Raw genomic sequence first — 16493 nt, 5'->3', positions numbered from 1 at the left:
AATCGAGCGCTTCCTTTTGCCCATGTCAGGAAGGAAGAGCCATCATGGCTCTACCAGTGAGAACTAAAAATAGCACCTGAAAATGAAGCACATGTGGATTTTTTCAGTCCGTTTTGCGATTGGTTCACTTTTTTTGATCTGGATCACGACTTAAGCGGTAATGCCCAGAATGCCATCACGCTTGGCTGGGGTTGTCCCGAGGCTTGGGCAAGGGCTCTGGCCCGCGGCTTTTCCAGGCGATGAGCAGGGCCAGGGTCACCATCGCCAGGGCGACGGCGAAGGTCGTGTGCAGGCCGTTCGTCACCGCCTCGGGGCTGGCGCGGGTGATGTCATTCGTCGCCGCCGCGGCTGCAAACACCGCGCCGAGCACGGAGGCTCCGGTGAAAAAACCCAGGTTACGCGACAGGTTGAGCAGCCCGGCGATGACGCCACGCCTCTGGACAGCCACATCGGCCATGACAGCCGTGTTGTTGGCCGTCTGGAAGAACGCGTAGCCGAGGGTCGTCACCACGATAGCTGCGAGGTAGCCGACGGTGCCAAGGGCTGGGGGAACCAGTGACAGCATCAGGCAGCCGACGACCATGGTCGCCAGGCCGGCGAGCCGCATGGGCTGCACGCCGAAGCGATCCGCCAGGCGTCCGGCAGGCACTCCGGCCAACGCCGCGACAGATGGGCCCGCGGCCAGCACCAGCCCCACGAAGGCCGCCGGCAGTCCGAGGGTGATGGACAAGTAAAAAGGCCCGACCAGCAGCGTCGCCATCATGACCGTCGCGACCAGGGCGTTCGTCGCCAGGCCTGATACCCATGATTTGTCGCGAAACACTGTCAAGGGAATCAACGGCGATACGGCCCGGGACTGGGCCCGAATGAACAGTCCGCCGCCCACGAGCGCGATCAGCAGCAGTGCACTATTCAATCCGCCAAAGCTCCCGCGCCCGGAGGTCATGGCCAAGGCATAGGCGGCGAGCGTCATTGCCAACAGCAATGTACCGGTTACATCGAAGCGGGTGCCTTCGGGCTTCGGCGGGACTTCACGCACCGGTAGCGAATACCACGCCAGCCCTAGCGTCAGCAGGCCGAGGGGGATGTTGACCAGGAACAAGGCCGGCCAACCGAACCCGCTGATCAACAGGCCGCCAAAGGACGGTCCAAGGGCCGTGCCCACCGCCGACAGCGTTGCCAGCAGCCCCATGGCGCTGCCGGTTTTTTCCTGGGCGACCGTTTCGCCGACCAGTGCCAGGGTCAACGTCATCATGATGGCCGCCCCCAGGCCTTGCAGCGCCCGCCCGGCGACCAGCAGCCAAAGCGAGGGCGCCAGGCCGCATACCGCCGATGCCAAGGTGAACAGGGCGATACCGGTCAATAGCAACTTGCGCCGGCCCATCAGGTCTCCCAAACGGCCGACACTGACAATCAGTGTGGTGATTGCCAGCAGATAGGCCAGCACCACCCATTGGACCTGCTGGAAAGAGGCGCCGAGCGCCTCGGCCAGCGTCGGCAGTGCCACCGCGGCCACACTGGCGCCAAGGGAGGCGAGCAGCGTCGAGAGCGCAAGGCTGGCCAAGGCCCAGCGAGGTGAAAGGAGCCGGTGTGCGGGCGCGGTTGCCGACCGGTTTTGTTGCGTGTTGACGGGTCTCATCGTGTCACCTGTATCCATGGCGCTCGAAACGGAGCTGTCAGAACGTTACGCCCGGGCATAACATGGCGGAAGACGCAGCAGTTGCAGGTTATAGCTGCAACAAACGCCATCTGTTCAATTCGAGATACCGCCATGTCTTCGCCTGACCTCAATCTGCTCGTCACCCTTGATGTGCTGCTCTCGGAAGGCAGCGTGGCCCGGGCCGCCCGGCGCTTGCAGCTCAGCCCGTCGGCCATGAGCCGGGCACTGGCGCGGTTGCGTGAAACCACCGGTGACCCGCTGTTGGTTCGGGCCGGGCGAGGGCTGGTGCCGACGCCCCGTGCGCTGGAGTTGCGCGAACAGGTCAGCCACCTGGTGCAGCAGGCCCAGGCGGTGCTGCGGCCAGTGACGACCCCGGATCTTGGGCGCTTGAGCCGAACTTTCACGTTGCGCACCCGTGAAGGGTTCGTGGAGAACTTTGCCATCGACCTGATCACTCGCATCCACGAGCAAGCGCCCGGCGTGCGCCTGCGTTTCGTGGAAAAGACCGACCGCGACAGCACGGCGCTTCGCGAAGGCGGCGTGGACCTGGAGACCGCCGTCGTGGACAAGGACACCAGCCCGGAACTGCGAACCCAGGCGTTGTTCAGCGACCGTTTGATCGGCGTAGTGCGCGCGGGACACCCGCTGAGCCAGACAACAGTGAGCGCCGCCGGTTATGCCGCAGGTGGGCATGTCGGTGTGTCGATGCGCGGCCTGGATCATGGCCTCATCGACCAGGCCCTGGCGGCTCTGAATCTGTCCCGGGAAATCGTCACCAGCGTGCCAGGCTTTTCCTCGGCGCTGGGCTTGGCCCGCGCCAGCGACCTGATTGCCAGCGTGCCCGAACGCTACACCGCGAGCCTGCGGGTCGGCCTGCACAGTTTTGCGCTGCCGTTTCCAGTACCTGGGTTCACGATCGCCATGCTCTGGCATCCGCGGATGGACGCCGACCCTGTGCATCGCTGGCTTCGAGGCTGTCTGCGGGAAGTGTGCGCACGTAAAACAGTAGAGGTTTAGTAGATATTGATTAATAGCATTTCGCTGGCACTTAGTTGGAGAAAGTGCGACATCTTCCACAAATTGTTAGTTATCGATATTTAATATTTAAATAGAAATTTGTCTGACAATCCTTGGCTCAGGCAGTTTAATGCGCACACTAACGAGGCAGAAACCTATTGTTTGTTGGCATTATGGAGAAACCGTGAAATTGAACGAAAAAAATTGCTAGACGTTTGATTTCCAATTGTGTCAGGTTTCTTGCGTCCTCATTGGGCGAGTGATAGGACGATCTCGCCAGAGATTGTCTGTCTGACTAACTCTATTCCATTTGCAAATAAGGAAGTGTGTTTATGTCGAAAGTCAAAAGCAGCGCTATCGATTCTGCCGAACAACTCCTCTGGGCGCCGCAATCATTGGCGGCTCCCAGTAATGCGTTCAACCAGATCAATAGTTTCAGCCACCAATACGACCGGGGCGGCAACCTGACCGTCAACGGCAAACCGTCGTACTCCGTCGACGAGGCGGCCACTCAGTTGCTGCGCGACGGCGCGGCTTACCAGGACCGGGACGGCAGCGGCAAGATCGAGCTGACCTATACCTTCCTGACGTCCGCCTCTTCCAGCACCATGAACAAGCATGGGATCAGCGGCTTCAGCCAGTTCAGTGCGCAGCAGAAAGGCCAGGCAGCCCTGGCCATGCAATCCTGGGCGGACGTGGCCAATGTCACCTTCACCGAAAAAGCCAGCGGCGGCGACGGTCACATGACCTTCGGCAACTACAGCGGCGGCCAGGATGGCGCGGCGGCGTTCGCTTATCTGCCGGGGACGGGTGCCGGCTATGACGGGACCTCCTGGTACCTGATCAACAGCAGCTACACCCAGAACAAGACCCCGGACCTGAACAACTACGGCCGCCAGACCCTGACCCACGAAATCGGTCACACCCTCGGCCTGGCCCACCCGGGTGACTACAACGCTGGCGAAGGCAGCCCGACCTACGATGACGCCACGTATGGCCAGGACACCCGTGGCTACAGCCTCATGAGCTACTGGAGCGAAAGCAATACCGACCAGAACTTCAGCAAGGGCGGCGTCGAAGCCTACGCCTCCGCTCCGCTGATGGATGACATCGCGGCCATCCAGAAGCTCTACGGTGCCAACACCACGACCCGTACCGGCGATTCGACCTACGGCTTCAACTCCAACACCGGTCGTGATTTTCTCAGTGCGTCTTCGTCGTCGGACAAAGTGGTGTTTTCGGTATGGGACGCGGGCGGGCGCGATACCCTGGATTTCTCCGGTTTTACCCAGAACCAGAAAATCAACCTCAATGACGCCTCGTTCTCCGATGTTGGCGGCATGGTGGGCAATGTGTCCATCGCCCAGGGTGCCGTCATAGAGAACGCCATCGGCGGTTCGGGCAGCGACTTGCTGATTGGCAACACGGTGGCCAACGAACTCAAGGGCGGCGCGGGCAACGACATCCTTTGGGGCGCTGGTGGCGCAGACAAGCTCTGGGGTGGCTCGGGTTCGGACACCTTTGTTTTTGCCGCCAGTTCCGATTCGCGGCCGGGGGCGACGGACCAGATTCTCGATTTCGTCAGCGGCCTGGACAAGATCGACCTGACCGGTATCACCAAGGGCGCGGGCCTGCACTTCGTGAGTGCGTTCACCGGTGCGGCGGGCGATGCGGTGTTGTCGACATCGGGTGGCAACAGCCTGCTGTCGGTGGACTTCTCCGGGCACGGCGTGGCTGACTTCCTGGTCAGCACCGTTGGCCAGGCAGCGGTCTCGGATATCGTGGCCTGATGCTAAACCCTGTAGGAGCTGTCGAGCGGAGCGAGGCTGCGATCTTTCCCCAGGCACCTGAGTCTCAAGCGAAAAGATCGCAGCCTCGCTTTGCTCGACAGCTCCTACAGGACCCCGGCCAGGATGGAAAAAATGCGTAGGAAATTCATGCCCAGTAGCGCTCAGGCAACCGCCGGGTTGCTCGCTACACTGATGATGTTTTGTGGAGAAGTCGCCATGGCGCGCAGCCTGTTGTTAGCAGAACCCTCGCAGTTGGCCGGTCAGTGGCTGGCCGTTTTGTCGAGCCCGCAGGACACCGCGCAAAGCCAGGCGATGCAGGACAAACCGTCCAACACTTGCCTTGTCGAGCTCAAGGCGGACCAGACCCTCGGTGGGCAGACCGAATGCCTGGGTCGCTGGCTGGGGGATGAACCGGTCCATTGGTTTACCGAACCCGATGGTCTTTCCCTCATTGGCAGGCAGAACTCTAGAGTGCATCTGGGGATGCGCCAAGAACATCATTATCAAGTCACTTTGAAGTCCGGCCTAATACTCAGGCTTGAGCGCCCGATCGAGCGTTAACAAATTGTTACGTTTACCCCGGAACAAGACGCGTATGTTCAATCAGGCGTGCGCATCGGCCGGGGCCGATTTAATAATTAAAGATTGGTAGTGCATAACAGCCGTATATCCGGCGAAGCCAACAGCAGGAAGAATCATGACTAAGAGCCGGGGCGCTGTCGCCGTGCCGCTGTTTAAAGCGCTGGGCGCTTATAAAAACATTCTGATCAGTGTCGGTTGTTTTACTGCGTTGATTAACGTCTTGATGCTTGCGCCTTCAATATACATGCTCCAAGTGTATGACCGCGGGTTGTCATCCCAAAACGAAACCACGCTGGCGATGTTGTCATTGATGGTCGTCGGTTTCTTCGTATTCATCGGGCTGCTGGAAATGGTCCGCAGCTTCGTGGTCATCCGCATCGGCAGCCAGTTGGAGAGACGCTTCAATCTCCAGGTGTACCAGGCCGCGTTCGAGCGCAATCTGCGCCAGGGAGAAGGCAACGCCGGGCAATCCCTGGGCGACCTCACGCATATTCGCCAATTCCTCACCGGGCCGGCGCTGTTCGCTTTCTTCGACGCGCCGTGGTTTCCCATCTATCTGCTGGTGATCTACCTGTTCAACGTGTGGCTCGGCGTGTTTGCCTCCGTCGGCACGCTGCTGCTGATCGGCCTGGCCTGCCTGAACGAGGCCATGACCAAAAAAGCCTTGGGGCAGGCCAGCGTCTACTCGCAACAGTCCAGCCAACTGGCTACCAGCCATTTGCACAACGCCGAGACGATCCAGGCCATGGGCATGCTCGGCGCGCTGCGCAGCCGCTGGTTTGCCGTGCACTCGCGGTTTCTCGGCTTGCAGAACCAGGCCAGCGACACCGGCGCGGTCATCAGCTCCCTGAGCAAGACCCTGCGCCTGTGCCTGCAATCGCTGGTGCTGGGCTTGGGCGCACTGCTGGTGATCAAGGGCGACATGACCGCCGGGATGATGATTGCCGGCTCGATCCTGATGGGACGGGTATTGAGCCCCATCGACCAGTTGATCGCCGTGTGGAAGCAATGGAGCGGCGCCAAGCTGGCTTACCGGCGTCTCGACGCGCTGTTGCAGGCGTTTGCGCCCCAGGATGACGGCATGACGCTGCCAGCGCCCAAGGGCCAGGTGAGCTTCGAACAAGTGAGCGCGGGACCACCAGGACAACGCAGCGCGACGCTGCAGCAGGTCAGCTTCAGCTTGGCTGCCGGGGAAGTGCTCGGTGTGCTGGGGGCGTCCGGTTCCGGCAAGTCGACCCTGGCCCGAGTCCTGGTGGGGGTGTGGCCGACCCTCGCGGGTACGGTGCGCCTCGACGGGGCCGACATTCATCGCTGGAATCGCGAGCAACTTGGCCCGCACGTTGGTTATCTGCCCCAGGACATCGAGCTGTTCAGCGGCAGCATTGCCGAGAACATCGCCCGGTTTCGCCAAGCCGATCCGCAAAAAGTCGTCGCCGCCGCGCAGCAGGCCGGGGTCCATGAGCTGATCCTGCGCCTGCCCCAAGGCTATGACACGGTGCTGGGGGAGGACGGCGGTGGTTTGTCCGGCGGGCAGAAACAACGGGTTGCGCTGGCCCGGGCGATGTACGACCGGCCGAGCCTGGTGGTGCTCGACGAACCCAACTCCAACCTCGACACGGTTGGCGAAGCGGCGCTCGCCAGTGCCATCGCGCAGATGAAGGCCCAGGGCAGCAGTGTCGTGCTGGTCACCCATCGCTCCTCGGCACTGGCCCAGGCCGACAAGTTACTGGTGCTCGACGAAGGCCGGCTACAAGCCTTCGGCCCAAGCCAGCAAGTGTTGCGGGCGCTGTCCGGCCAGTCGGGCTCACAGGACAACGCGCCGCGCAGCTCACCGCCGAACAGTCCCCAGGCGGCCCCCAACGGACTGAGCATGAGTCGCCAGTACCAGGTCGCCAGCAAACCCGCTGGTGTATGAGCAAGGAGCGCGACATGAATCTCGAACATTCTCAGGACGTTGAGCAGCCGGAGCGCGATGCCCGTTTCTTCACCCGCATGGGCTGGGCATTGGCGCTCATTGGCGCGGGCAGTTTTTTCACCTGGGCCAGCCTCGCGCCGCTGGACCAAGGCATCCCGGTGCAAGGCACCGTGGTGGTTTCAGGCAAGCGCAAGGCGGTGCAATCGATGAGCGCCGGCGTAGTCAGCCGGATCCTGGTGCGCGAAGGCGAAGCGGTGAAGCAGGGCCAGCCGCTGTTTCGCCTGGACCAGACCCAGGCCGCCGCCGATGTCCAATCATTGCAGGCGCAGTACCGAATGACCTGGGCGAGCCTGGCGCGCTGGCAAAGTGAGCGGGACAACCTGTTGCAGGTGAGTTTTCCGGCTGAGCTGAGTCGCGATCCCGATCCACGCCTGGCCCTGGTGCTTGAAGGCCAGCGGCAACTGTTCAGCAGTCGCCGCGAAGCCTTCGCCCGGGAGCAGGCGGCGTTGCGCGCCAGCATCGAGGGCGCCGCGGCGCAATTGGCGGGCATGCGCCGGGCCCGCAGCGACCTGACCGCCCAGGCCGAATCCCTGCGCCTGCAACTGGGCAACCTGCAACCCTTGGCAGACAACGGCTACATCCCGCGCAACCGCCTGCTGGACTATCAACGCCAACTGTCGCAAGTACAGCAGGAACTGGCGCAGAACAGCGGCGAAAGCGGGCGGGTGGAGCAGGGGATCGTCGAGTCGCGCCTGAAGCTGCAGCAGCATCACGAGGAATACCAGAAAGAGGTGCGTAGCCAGTTGGCCGACGCCCAGCTCAAGAGTGAAACCCTGCAACAGCAACTGAAATCCGCCGGCTTCGAGCTGCAACACAGCGAAATCCTCGCCACCGCCGACGGCATCGCCGTCAACCTGGGGGTGCACACCGAGGGCGCGGTGGTGCGCCAGGGCGACACCTTGCTGGAAATCGTCCCCCAGGGCACGCGGTTGGAAGTGGAAGGGCATTTGCCGGTGCACCTGATCGACAAGGTCGGCCCGCATTTGCCGGTGGACATCCTGTTTACCGCCTTCAACCAGAACCGCACGCCGAGGGTGCCGGGGGAAGTCAGCTTGATTTCTGCCGACCAGATGCTCGATGAGAAGACCGGCGCGCCGTATTACGTCCTGCGCAGCAGCGTCAGCGACGTGGCGATGGACAAGCTCAACGGCCTGGTGATCAAGCCCGGCATGCCGGCCGAGATGTTTGTGCGCACAGGCGAGCGCTCATTGCTCAACTACCTGTTCAAACCGCTGCTCGACCGAGCCGGCTCTGCGTTGACCGAAGAATAAGGATGTCCGACGCGATGAAGCGTTTCTATTGGCTGGCCGTGCTGGCCGTTTCCGTGTGCAACAACGCCTGGGCCATGGGGCCCTTCGAGTTCTACGAGCAGGCCCTGCGCAATGACCCGGTCTACCTGGGCGCGATCAAGGAGCGCGATGCGGGCCTGGAGAACCGCGCCATTGGCCGCGCCGGGCTGTTGCCGCACCTGGGCTACAGCTACAACAAGGGCCGCAACCAATCCAAGGTCACGTACCTCAATGACCGTGGCGCCAGCCAGCATGACGATCGCAACTACAGCAGCTACGGCTCCAGCCTGACGCTGCAACAACCGTTGCTGGACTACGAGGCTTACGCCGCCTATCGAAAGGGCGTCGCCCAGGCGTTGTTCGCCGACGAAAGTTTTCGTGGCAAGAGCCAGGAGTTGTTGGTGCGGGTGCTGAGTCATTACACCCAGGCGCTGTTCGCCCAGGACCAGATCGACATTGCCCAGGCCAAGAAAAAGGCGTTCGAGCAGCAGTTCCAGCAGAACGAGCATCTGTTTCGCCAGGGCGAAGGGACGCGCACCGACATCCTCGAGGCGCAGGCGCGCTATGAACTGGCAATCGCCGAAGAGATCGAGGCGCGCGATGAGCAGGACGCCGCCTTGCGTGAGCTGGGCTCGCTGATTGGCGTTCCGGCCCTGGATATCGGCGACCTGGCGCCGCTGCACGACACCTTCCAGACCTTTGCCTTGCAACCGGCCAGTTTCGACACCTGGCACGAACTGGCGGTGAGCAATAACCCCAGCCTGGCGTCCCAGCGCCAAGCCGTGGACGTGGCGCGTTTCGAGGTGGAGCGCAACCGCGCCGGGCACCTGCCCAAGGTCAGTGCCTACGCAACGATGCGCAAGAACGAATCGGAAAGTGGCAACACCTATAACCAACGCTACGACACCAACACCATCGGCCTGGAAGTCAGTGTGCCGCTGTACGCCGGTGGTGGGGTCTCGGCGTCGACCCGCCAGGCCAACCGCCATATGGAACAGGCCGAATACGAGCTGGATGCCAAGACCCGCGAGACGCTGATCGAACTGCGCCGCCAGTTCAGCGCTTGCGTGTCGGGGGTGAACAAACTGCGGGCTTATCAGAAGGCCCTGAGCTCCGCCGAAGCGCTGGTGGTCTCGACCCGGCAAAGCATCCTTGGCGGCGAGCGGGTCAACCTCGATGCGCTCAATGCCGAGCAACAGCTCTACACCACCCGCCGCGACCTGGCCCAGGCCCGTTACGACTACCTCATGGCCTGGACCAAGCTGCATTACTACGCCGGCACCCTCGGCCCGCAGGACCTGGCGAAGGTGGATGAGGCGTTTGTGTCCCGGGCAGGTATTCAATGACCGCGCGGATGCCGTTGTGGCGAGGGGATTCCAACAACAAAAGAGGGCAACAACCATGGGTATCTACGACTACAAGAACCTCGGCACCGCCGAATCCAAGGCTCTGGTCAGCGACGCAATGGCGATCATGCTGTATTCCTACCACAACCTCGACAACGGTTTTGCCGCCGGGTACCAGCTCAACGGCTTCGGTGCCGGGCTGCCGGCGACCCTGGTCACTGCGGTGCTGGGGAGCACCGATTCCCAAGGGGTGATTCCCGGCGTGCCGTGGAACCCCGACTCGGAAAAACTGGCCCTGGAGGCGGTGCAGAAGGCTGGCTGGACACCCATCAGCGCCACGCAACTGGGCTACGCCGGCAAGGTGGATGATCGCGGGACATTTTTTGGTGAAAAAGCCGGCTACACCACCGCGCAGGTCGAGATCCTCGGCAAGTACGACGCCGTGGGGCACTTGCAGGAAATCGGTGTGTCGTTTCGCGGCACCAGCGGGCCTCGGGAAAACCTGATTGGCGATTCCATCGGTGACGTGATCAACGACCTGATGGCCGCGCTGGGGCCCAAGGACTACGCGAAAAACTACGCCGGCGAAGCCTTTGGCAACCTGCTGGGGGACGTCGCGAAGTTTGCCCAGGCCCATGGCCTGACGGGCAGCGACGTGCTGGTCAGCGGCCACAGCCTGGGCGGGTTGGCGGTCAACAGCCTGGCGGACTTGAGCGCCAGCCAATGGTCGGGGTTCTACGCCGATGCCAACTACATCGCCTACGCCTCGCCAACCCAGAGCAGTACCGACAAGGTCTTGAACATCGGTTACGAGAACGATCCGGTGTTCCGCGCCCTGGACGGCTCGACGTTCAACCTCGCGTCGCTGGGTGTGCACGATGGGCAACAGGAATCGGCCACCAACAACATCGTCAGCTTCAACGACCACTACGCTTCGACGGCCTGGAACGTGTTGCCGTTTTCCATCCTCAACATCCCCACCTGGATTTCCCACCTGCCTACCGGCTATGGCGATGGCATGGGCCGGATCATGGGGTCGGCGTTCTACGACCTCACCGAAAAAGACTCCACCATCATCGTCGCCAACCTGTCTGACCCTGCGCGCGCCAATACTTGGGTGCAGGACCTCAATCGCAATGCCGAAACCCACACCGGCAGCACGTTCATCATCGGCAGCGACCGCAATGACCTGATCCAGGGTGGCCAGGGCAACGACTACCTGGAGGGCCGCGCCGGCAATGACACCTTTCGCGATGGCGGTGGCTACAACGTGATATTGGGTGGGCAGGGCAACAACAGCCTGCAACTGCAGCAGTCGGTGAAGGATTTCAGTTTCGCCCACGACGGGGCCGGAACGCTGTACATGCGCGACGTCCATGGCGCGGTCAGCATCACCCGCGACATCGGCATGTTAGTCAGTAAGGAGCCTGGGTTGTTCTGGGGGCTTCTCAAGGATGAGGTGAGCCACAGCGTCACCGCCAATGGCCTGGTGGCCGGCGCCAACCTGACGGCGTATGCCTCCTCGATCAATGGCAGCGCGGCCAACGACACCCTGGTGGCAGGGGCGAAGGGTGACTGGCTGTTCGGCCATGACGGCAACGATGTGCTGGTGGGCGGCGCGGGTAACGACACCTTCGTCGGTGGGGCGGGCAATGACCAGATGCAAGCGGGGGGCGGCAGTGACACCTTCCTCTTCAACGGCACCTTCGGCCAGGACCGGATCAGCGGCTACGACGCGGGGGACAAGCTGGTGTTCCTCGGCGTGCCGGGCGCCGGGGCAGGTGATGACTACAGCCAGTACCTGTCACAAGTGGGCAATGACACGCTGCTCAAGATCGGCGACAGTTCCGTGACGCTGGTGGGCGTTGGGCTGGGTCAGGTAGGGGGCGAAGGGATCGTGTTCGCCTGATATCGCTATCGCGAGCAGGCTCGCTCCCACAGTGGAACTCGGGTGTATGCAGTATTTGTATTCACCACCGAACCTCTGTGGGAGCGGGCTTGCTCGCGAAAGCGGTGGGTCAGCTTGCATTGATGTTGAATGTACAGGCCCCTTCGCGAGCAAGCCCGCTCCCACAGTAGTTCAAAGGTGTATGCAGGATTTGTGTTCACCACCAAACCTTTGTGGGAGCGAGCTTGCTCGCGATGGCGGCCTACCCGGCGAATCACTGGTAATCAGTCTTCCTTGCGAATGGTTGCCACATCATCGGCGCGGACCCGGACTTTCCTCCCGGAAATATCCTCGAACTCGTAGAAACCATCGACGGTGCGAGTATTGGGGGTGTCCTTGGTCAAATACTGGGTACCGTTTTGCAAGGTCACTACAGTGGGCGACGCGCAGCCAGCCAGCGCCAGAAATGCCACGGCGACCATGGGCAGGCCCAGAAACCTGATGTTCATAACCATAACCTCTCAATCAAAAGGACACGGAGCAACTGATTCGACCGCGCCATCACATTAGCTAACCGCCATTGGTCTCGCTTGCCGTAGGAAAGTTCATCGCTAGCTGAAGGATTTCACCTTAAATATAGGAGACCGTTCATCTTTTGCTGTTGCCTGGCTGGTTTACAGCTGTTATCTGTATGCATAACCAGTATCCCGATTCCCTTGGCGTTTCTTTCCGTGGCAGCCCGTTCTCTCGACGATCCGTTTTACTACCTGAACAACTTCCAGCAGGTGCTCGCTTGGTTGACGCAGCGGTATGCCGATGTGCTCAGCACTGAAGAGCAGCGCTTCATCGAGCACTTCGCCGCGCTGCCGCGTGGCGCCCGGGGCTTGCTGGTGCGGATGGTGATGCGCAAGGGGCTACGGTTTCGTCATAGCAAGCTGCATTACCCGGAAATTGGCGACATCGGCGCCGCCGTCGCGCCACTGCTGGCGCTGGGTTGGGTCGAGGAACAGGCCCCCATTGGGCTCGTCGAGCTGTTTGAGGTGCTGCTCAAGCCGGAAATCCTCCTTTGCCTGGGCCATCTGATCGAACACCCCAAGGCGAAAAAGACCGAATGGCTCCAGGCCTTGGACGAACGCCTCAACCAGCCCCAGCCGTTCGATGTCTGGTGCCCGCAGTTGGACGACCGGCTGTACAGCCTGACGATCATGAATCTGTGCGACCGGCTGCGGTTGATGTTTTTCGGCAACCTTTATCAGGATTGGTCGGAATTCGTCCTGGCGGACCTGGGCATCTTCACCTACGAAACCGTCGAGTTCAGCGCCGAGTCACGGGGTTTGCGCAGCCGTGAGGACGTCGATGCCTGTCTGTTCCTGCACGACTGCCAGCAACGCTTCGAAGCCGGCGAGCCCCTGGAAGAGATCGTCGCCCAGGTCAACGAGCTGTCCCTGGACAGTCCGTGGCTGGAGCGGCGCCGGGCCAAGTTGTTGTTCCTGATCGGCCAGCACGGCGAACGCATCGGCGACTTGGCCTTGGCCTTGGGCATCTATCGCGATTGCACCTACCCGGGCGCGCGGTTGCGGATGGTCCGGGTACTGGAGCGCATCGGCGAATACACCCTGGCCCTCGAACTGGGCGAGGCGGCGGCGCAGGCACCGCAAAGTGCCGCCGAAACCCAGGCCTTGCTGCGGATCGTGCCCCGTCTGCGGCGCAAGTTGGGCGGCCCGCCAGTGCCACGGGCCATGGCCCGGGAAGTGGAACGCCTGGAGCTGCACCTGCCGCGCGTCGATCCGGCCTTATCGGTGGAGTACCACGTCCAGGCCCACCTGCACGACGAAACCGCGCCAGTGCATTACGTCGAGAACAGCCTGATCAATTCGCTGTTCGGCCTGCTGTGCTGGCCGGCGATTTTCGCGCCGTTGCCGGGCGCGTTTTTCCACCCGTTCCAGCGCGGGCCGGTGGACCTGCTCAACGAGGATTTCCACGCCCGTCGCGCCGAGCTGTTCGCCGCTTGCCTGGCAGAGTTGGACGATGGCCGCTATCGGCAGACCATCGGCCGTCGCTACGCCGAAAAATGGGGTGTGCAGTCGCCTTTCGTATTCTGGGGCGCGCTGTCCGAGCCCTTGCTGGAACAAGCCCTCGATTGCCTGCCGGCCGCGCATCTCAAGCACTGGTTTGACCGTCTGCTGCTGGACATCAAGGCCAATCGCGCCGGCATGCCGGACCTGATCCAGTTCTGGCCGCAGCACAAGACCTACCGCATGATCGAAGTCAAAGGCCCCGGTGATCGCCTGCAAGACAACCAACTGCGCTGGCTGGAGTTCTGCCATGAACACCAGATGCCCGTTGCCGTTTGTTATGTGCAATGGGCAGAGTCAGCCATCGCGAGCGAGCTCGCTCCCACAGTGGGCGAGCCACTACAGAACACCTGTGTAAGTGAGCTTGCTCCCACCGTGGATGAGTCACCACAGATCACCTGTGGGAGCGAGCTTGCTCGCGATGGGGCCGCATGAACCCGGCGCCCAGCTACAGCATCGCCGTACGGGCGTTGTGTGAGTTCACCGCCAAGGTGGGTGATCTTGACCTGCGCTTCACGCCGTCGCCCACGGCCCTGGAAGGCATTGCCGGCCATCGTACCGTCGCCTCGCGGCGCAGCGAGGGTTATCAGGCCGAGGTGGCCCTCGAAGGTCATTACCAGGCCCTGACAGTGAAAGGCCGGGCCGATGGCTACGACCCGGCCCGCCAGTGCCTTGAGGAAGTGAAAACCTACCGCGGCGACCTGAGCAAACAACCGGCCAACCATCGCCAGCTGCATTGGGCCCAGGCGAAAATCTATGGCTGGCTGATGTGCCAGAAACTGCAGTTGCCGCACATCGACGTGGCCCTGGTGTATTTCGACATCGTCAGCGAAAAGGAAACCCGCATCACCCAACGTTTCGAAGCGGCGCAGTTGCAAGCCTTCTTCGAAGCGCAATGCGCGTTGTTCCTGGCCTGGGCCGAACAGGAAATGGCCCATCGACAGGCGCGCAACCTCGGCGCGCAATCCCTGGTATTTCCCCATGCGGGTTTCAGGCCGGGGCAACGGCACTTGGCCGAATCAGTGTTCAAGGCCGTCAGCACTGGCCGCTGCCTGATGGCCCAGGCGCCCACGGGCATCGGCAAGACCGTGGGCACGCTGTTCCCGCTGCTCAAGGCCCTGGCACCGCAGCAACTGGACAAGGTGTACTTCCTCACGGCCAAAACCCCGGGGCGCAAGCTGGCCCTGGACGCGGCACGCGTGATCACCCGCAGCGCACCGTCGATGCCATTGCGGGTGCTGGAAATGATCGCCCGGGACAAGGCCTGCGAACACCCGGACAAAGCCTGCCATGGCGAATCCTGCCCGCTGGCCCGTGGTTTCTACGACCGTTTGCCGGACGCCCGGGCGGCGGCGAGCCAGGTCACCTTGCTCGACCAGGCGACGCTGCGCGAGATTGCGCTGGCCCACGAGGTCTGCCCGTATTACCTCAGCCAGGAAATGGCCCGCTGGGCCGACGTGGTGGTGGCCGACTACAACTATTACTTCGACTTCAGCGCGTTGCTCTTCGGCCTGGCACAGGCCAACGGCTGGACTGTCGCAACCTTGGTGGATGAAGCCCATAACCTGGTGGAGCGCGGACGGCAGATGTACAGCGCAACCCTCGACCAAGCCATGTTGAGCAGCGTACGCAAAACCGCCCCCGAACCACTGAAGAAATCCCTGGATAGGGTCAATCGCCAGTGGAACGCCTTGCACACGTCCCAGGTGGCGGCCTATCAGGCCTATGAAAAACTGCCGGAAAAACTGCTCCAGGCCCTGGCCACCTGTACCACGGCTATCGGCGATTACCTCAACGATCACCCCCAGGGCCTGGACAGTGGATTGCAGACGTTTTACTTCGATGCGTTGCAGTTTGGCCGGGTGGCGGAAACCTTCGACGAGCACTTCCTGTTCGACATCCACAAGCGCGAGCTCGGTCGTCAGCGCAGCCTGTCTACGCTGTGCCTGCGCAACGTGGTGCCGGCCGCGTTCCTGCGGCCCAGGCTGACCGCCGCGCGCAGCACTGTGCTGTTCTCGGCGACCCTGAGCCCTCGGCATTACTACGCAGACTTGTTGGGGACGCCGGGCGACACGGTGTGGATCGACGTGGAATCGCCGTTCAAGGCCGAACAACTGGACGTGCAGGTGGTCAGCCGCATTTCCACCCGTTTTGCCCATCGCCAGGCGTCCCTGGAGCCGATTGCCGCGTTGATGGCTCGCCAGTTCCGCGAACGCCCAGGCAATTACCTGGCTTTTTTCAGCAGCTTCGATTACTTGCAGCAAGTGGCTGGGCTGTTTGCCGAGCGGTACCCGCAAATTGCGCTCTGGACGCAATCGCGCGGCATGGGCGAAGCCCCCCGGCAGGCGTTTCTCGAGCGGTTCATGGAGCACAGCCAAGGCATTGGCTTTGCGGTGCTGGGCGGTGCGTTCGGCGAGGGCATCGATTTGCCGGGTTCACGCCTGATCGGCGCGTTCATCGCTACCCTGGGGCTGACGCAGTTCAACCCGGTCAATGAGCAGATGAAACAACGCATGGCCGCGATTTTCGGTGATGGCTACGACTACACGTACCTGTATCCCGGCCTGCAAAAAGTCGTGCAGGCGGCCGGTCGCGTGATCCGCACCCAGCAGGATCGCGGGGTGGTGATGCTGATCGACGACCGATTTGGCGAGGCGAGGGTGCAGCACTTATTGCCGCAGTGGTGGTCTGTCACTCAGGAAACACACAAATTTCCCTGTGGGAGCGGGCTTGCTCGCGAATGCGTCGGTGCATCCGGCATCAATGTGGACTGACCCACCGCTTTCGCGAGCAAGCCCGCTCCCACAAACGAAGTAGGCTGGACATCGGCTTACACCTTGCCAGCGCTCAATAATTTTTCCTGGCACCAGA

Annotated in this window: 11 protein-coding genes; 9 read left to right on the top strand and 2 right to left on the bottom strand. The window is 62.0% G+C overall.

The window, feature by feature from the left end; translation table 11 throughout:
* Nucleotides 1–175: 175 nt before the first annotated feature.
* Nucleotides 176–1639 (bottom strand): MFS transporter, encoded by a 1464-nt coding sequence (locus CFII68_RS22760; protein ID WP_018601981.1) that lies wholly within the window; start codon nucleotides 1637–1639, stop codon nucleotides 176–178.
* A 132-nt stretch (nucleotides 1640–1771) separates the two neighbouring features.
* On the opposite strand from CFII68_RS22760, the gene CFII68_RS22765 reads away from it, so the two are divergent.
* The 7 genes from CFII68_RS22765 (at nucleotide 1772) to CFII68_RS22795 (ending at nucleotide 11568) form a co-directional block, all read left to right on the top strand.
* Nucleotides 1772–2677, top strand: a complete 906-nt coding sequence (locus CFII68_RS22765; RefSeq protein WP_018601980.1) for a LysR family transcriptional regulator — start codon at nucleotides 1772–1774, stop codon at nucleotides 2675–2677.
* Between the two features lie 332 nt (nucleotides 2678–3009).
* Nucleotides 3010–4467 (top strand): serralysin family metalloprotease, encoded by a 1458-nt coding sequence (locus CFII68_RS22770; protein WP_018601978.1) that lies wholly within the window; start codon nucleotides 3010–3012, stop codon nucleotides 4465–4467.
* A gap of 123 nt (nucleotides 4468–4590) precedes the next feature.
* Nucleotides 4591–5028, top strand: coding sequence for an AprI/Inh family metalloprotease inhibitor (locus tag CFII68_RS22775; RefSeq protein WP_371103479.1), 438 nt, complete (start codon nucleotides 4591–4593; stop codon nucleotides 5026–5028).
* A 136-nt stretch (nucleotides 5029–5164) separates the two neighbouring features.
* A complete protein-coding gene (locus CFII68_RS22780; protein ID WP_018601975.1) occupies nucleotides 5165–6964 on the top strand; it encodes a type I secretion system permease/ATPase in 1800 nt (599 codons plus the stop codon).
* A complete protein-coding gene (locus tag CFII68_RS22785; protein WP_033062424.1) occupies nucleotides 6961–8295 on the top strand; it encodes an HlyD family type I secretion periplasmic adaptor subunit in 1335 nt (444 codons plus the stop codon). Before CFII68_RS22780 ends, CFII68_RS22785 begins: the two co-directional genes overlap by 4 nt.
* 14 nt (nucleotides 8296–8309) lie before the next feature.
* Nucleotides 8310–9659, top strand: a complete 1350-nt coding sequence (locus tag CFII68_RS22790; protein WP_018601971.1) for a TolC family outer membrane protein — start codon at nucleotides 8310–8312, stop codon at nucleotides 9657–9659.
* 55 nt (nucleotides 9660–9714) lie between these two features.
* A complete protein-coding gene (locus tag CFII68_RS22795) occupies nucleotides 9715–11568 on the top strand; it encodes a lipase class 3 (RefSeq protein WP_018601968.1) in 1854 nt (617 codons plus the stop codon).
* Between the two features lie 263 nt (nucleotides 11569–11831).
* Here the strand turns inward: CFII68_RS22795 and CFII68_RS22800 are convergent, their stop codons facing one another.
* Nucleotides 11832–12056 carry a YgdI/YgdR family lipoprotein gene (locus CFII68_RS22800; protein ID WP_014338391.1) on the bottom strand — a complete coding sequence of 75 codons (225 nt, stop codon included), beginning with the start codon at nucleotides 12054–12056 and terminating at the stop codon, nucleotides 11832–11834.
* A 222-nt stretch (nucleotides 12057–12278) separates the two neighbouring features.
* Between CFII68_RS22800 and CFII68_RS22805 the strand changes: the two genes are divergently transcribed.
* Nucleotides 12279–14057: a VRR-NUC domain-containing protein gene (locus CFII68_RS22805; RefSeq protein ID WP_018601964.1), complete on the top strand. Its 1779-nt coding sequence runs from the start codon at nucleotides 12279–12281 to the stop codon at nucleotides 14055–14057.
* Entirely contained in the window at nucleotides 14054–16396 is a 2343-nt protein-coding gene (locus tag CFII68_RS22810; protein ID WP_018601962.1) for an ATP-dependent DNA helicase, read from the top strand. The genes CFII68_RS22805 and CFII68_RS22810 overlap by 4 nt, the downstream gene beginning before the upstream one ends.
* The last annotated feature ends 97 nt before the right edge of the window (nucleotides 16397–16493 follow it).

This window comes from Pseudomonas sp. CFII68 (assembly GCF_000416195.1).
In the GTDB taxonomy this organism is placed as follows: domain Bacteria; phylum Pseudomonadota; class Gammaproteobacteria; order Pseudomonadales; family Pseudomonadaceae; genus Aquipseudomonas; species Aquipseudomonas kilonensis.
This window is presented reverse-complemented; position numbering and strand designations above follow the sequence as displayed.

Coding starts and splice junctions, on each gene's coding strand:
- CFII68_RS22760 (WP_018601981.1), bottom strand. CDS start 1,639: ATGAGACCCGTCAACACGCAACAAAACCGGTCGGCAACCGCGCCCGCA.
- CFII68_RS22765 (WP_018601980.1), top strand. CDS start 1,772: ATGTCTTCGCCTGACCTCAATCTGCTCGTCACCCTTGATGTGCTGCTC.
- CFII68_RS22770 (WP_018601978.1), top strand. CDS start 3,010: ATGTCGAAAGTCAAAAGCAGCGCTATCGATTCTGCCGAACAACTCCTC.
- CFII68_RS22775 (WP_371103479.1), top strand. CDS start 4,591: ATGGAAAAAATGCGTAGGAAATTCATGCCCAGTAGCGCTCAGGCAACC.
- CFII68_RS22780 (WP_018601975.1), top strand. CDS start 5,165: ATGACTAAGAGCCGGGGCGCTGTCGCCGTGCCGCTGTTTAAAGCGCTG.
- CFII68_RS22785 (WP_033062424.1), top strand. CDS start 6,961: ATGAGCAAGGAGCGCGACATGAATCTCGAACATTCTCAGGACGTTGAG.
- CFII68_RS22790 (WP_018601971.1), top strand. CDS start 8,310: ATGAAGCGTTTCTATTGGCTGGCCGTGCTGGCCGTTTCCGTGTGCAAC.
- CFII68_RS22795 (WP_018601968.1), top strand. CDS start 9,715: ATGGGTATCTACGACTACAAGAACCTCGGCACCGCCGAATCCAAGGCT.
- CFII68_RS22800 (WP_014338391.1), bottom strand. CDS start 12,056: ATGAACATCAGGTTTCTGGGCCTGCCCATGGTCGCCGTGGCATTTCTG.
- CFII68_RS22810 (WP_018601962.1), top strand. CDS start 14,054: ATGAACCCGGCGCCCAGCTACAGCATCGCCGTACGGGCGTTGTGTGAG.